Genomic DNA, 1,990 nt, shown 5'->3' on the forward strand with positions numbered 1-1,990 from the left:
ACAAAATTCTTCCCAAGTTCCTTTTAACTCCAAACCGTTTGGAGTTTTTTTCCCTGATAAATTACGATAAAGCTTGTTTTCTTTAACAAAATTTAATTTAGAAGCCCAAACGGTTTGGGAAAATTTTTCAAAAGCATCAGCCATTTGAGCCTGACCTAAAAGCTGGTTAACTAGGTCACGATCCTCACTATATTCACTTTGAATTGTGGTCATAGCATTCATTGCATCATTAATTCCTTGTTTATCAATTGTAGGTAGTTAATTGTTTCTTTTGCTTTGTGTGCTATATTTTAACTAATTTAATTTATTAATACTTTGTAAATGCTCTAATCGTTCTAAATATTTTTCGTCTATAAGCCGATCTAAAGCTATGCTTGCCGATGCCCCCCTCACGAACCAAAGATTCAAACTCATTAATTAGTTGAATTAGTAAGTCGGCATATTCTTGATTACCTTTGAATACACAATTGATTCATACACATTATTGACAGCTTGACTAACTTTTAAGGTATTTCCTAGTAACGCTAACGAAAATAATTGTATTCTTTGCATAGCAATAAATTCGCCTGCGATTTGAAAGCTTTCAGTTATGAATTCTTTTTCAATATCTTCAAGTGCGGAATCAAACTCTTTCAGTATAGTCATGTTAATCCTTATTTAAGTTGCTGTTTGCGTTTTCGTCTTTTAATCTCTGTTTTCATTGCGTTAACAATAAACTGAGATGTGTTTTCATTAGGTTCTTTAACTGTCTCCATTTTCTCCATTATTTCGTGAGGAACCCGAGCAGCTATATTTTGTGACTTATTATTTATTCTATCTGTTGGCATATTTCACACTCCATAAGTGTCGAACAGTTTATATTAATAAAAATAAAAAAACAATATTGACATGTTCGACACTTGGTAATAATATCTGTTCGACACCTAATTATTTTTTAGGTCCTAAAACAACAATAGCCCGAAGCGTCCTACCGCTCCGAGCTATCTAACCATAAACATTACAAGGGGTAATGAGTATGGCTATTCGCAATAATACCGTATCGCCTACATTTGGGCAAAATAAAATTTTTACTTTTCTAACAGTGAATACACTTCCTATATTACAACGTATTCAAGTTCGTGCCAAAACCGAGGCAGAAGCTAGAGCTATGTACGCCAAAGTCGGTGTTGAATTGATTCTAATTATTCGTCAAATGGAGGTGGTAGCATGAGCAAGCAACCAATACATAACAGCTTAACTTATATCTTATCTGATGATGACTTTGAGCGTATTCAGGATAATATTGATTTTTTGCGTTTGATTGTTGATTGTGCCGGCAGTCAAGGTACCCGTAAGGATATTACCATTAATACTAATGCATTTTGCACATCCTTAGGCAAAATCGAAGATAATTTAAGAAATATTATTAATAATTTAGTTAAAACGAAAACAGCATGATTTGATAACTGCAAATCTAAATATATCAAATGGGCTTAAATCGCATTTTAAGCCTTTTTCTATCAATTCTGCCCAAATGTATCAATCATTAATTTAATCGCTTTATAAACGTTTTATAATAATTTTTAGCGCCTATTTTTCTTTAGATTTTATTTACCCTCTATCATCTTTAACTGTTTTGATTGTTCACTATTTATCTGCCCTTGTTCATATTACATTCATTGTACGTCTGTTTAATATGTCCTTGTTCCAACAATTTACCTAGAAGAGGGCAATTTAATAATTATGAATAGAATGGAAATTAAACGCCATGAATTATTTACTCATGTTTCAAATCAGGTTGCTAAAGAAGCACTTGATTTTGGTCTACCAGAAGAAACCGCTTCACAGTTAGGTTGTAATGTGGCAAACGCAATTGCAGAGCTTTTTGGTGGTCAAAATCTTACATTTCCCAAAGACTATGCTTTCAAAATTAGTCAACGAGATGCACAAATTTATCATGAGTTTAAAGGTAATAACTACCACGAGCTTAGCCGAAAATATCGAATGACAG

5 protein-coding genes and 1 pseudogene are annotated in these 1,990 nt (G+C 32.8%); 3 read left to right on the forward strand and 3 right to left on the reverse strand.

All coding sequences use genetic code 11. The features are described from left to right. The 3 genes and pseudogenes from A9G47_RS12935 to A9G47_RS14395 all read right to left on the reverse strand — a co-directional run. Window positions 1–222 (reverse strand): annotated as a pseudogene (locus A9G47_RS12935) (hypothetical protein); the annotation flags it as partial. 204 nt (window positions 223–426) lie between these two features. Beyond that, window positions 427–645 carry a hypothetical protein gene (locus tag A9G47_RS12940; protein WP_065642127.1) on the reverse strand — a complete coding sequence of 73 codons (219 nt, stop codon included), beginning with the start codon at window positions 643–645 and terminating at the stop codon, window positions 427–429. 8 nt (window positions 646–653) lie between these two features. Then, complete coding sequence (locus tag A9G47_RS14395; protein ID WP_176700645.1) at window positions 654–827, reverse strand: YlcI/YnfO family protein; 174 nt, start codon at window positions 825–827, stop codon at window positions 654–656. Between the two features lie 188 nt (window positions 828–1,015). Here A9G47_RS14395 and A9G47_RS12945 point away from each other — a divergent pair, with 188 nt between their 5' ends. From A9G47_RS12945 to A9G47_RS12955, 3 genes are all read left to right on the forward strand, one after another. Next, a complete protein-coding gene (locus tag A9G47_RS12945; RefSeq protein ID WP_065642128.1) occupies window positions 1,016–1,210 on the forward strand; it encodes a hypothetical protein in 195 nt (64 codons plus the stop codon). After that, window positions 1,207–1,437 (forward strand): hypothetical protein, encoded by a 231-nt coding sequence (locus A9G47_RS12950; RefSeq protein ID WP_065642129.1) that lies wholly within the window; start codon window positions 1,207–1,209, stop codon window positions 1,435–1,437. The genes A9G47_RS12945 and A9G47_RS12950 overlap by 4 nt, the downstream gene beginning before the upstream one ends. A 285-nt stretch (window positions 1,438–1,722) precedes the next feature. Beyond that, on the forward strand, window positions 1,723–1,990 hold a 268-nt coding region (locus tag A9G47_RS12955), incomplete at its 3' end, for a Mor transcription activator family protein (RefSeq protein WP_141674872.1).

Source organism: Gilliamella sp. WF3-4 (assembly GCF_001690275.1).
Lineage (GTDB): Bacteria > Pseudomonadota > Gammaproteobacteria > Enterobacterales > Orbaceae > Gilliamella > Gilliamella apicola_C.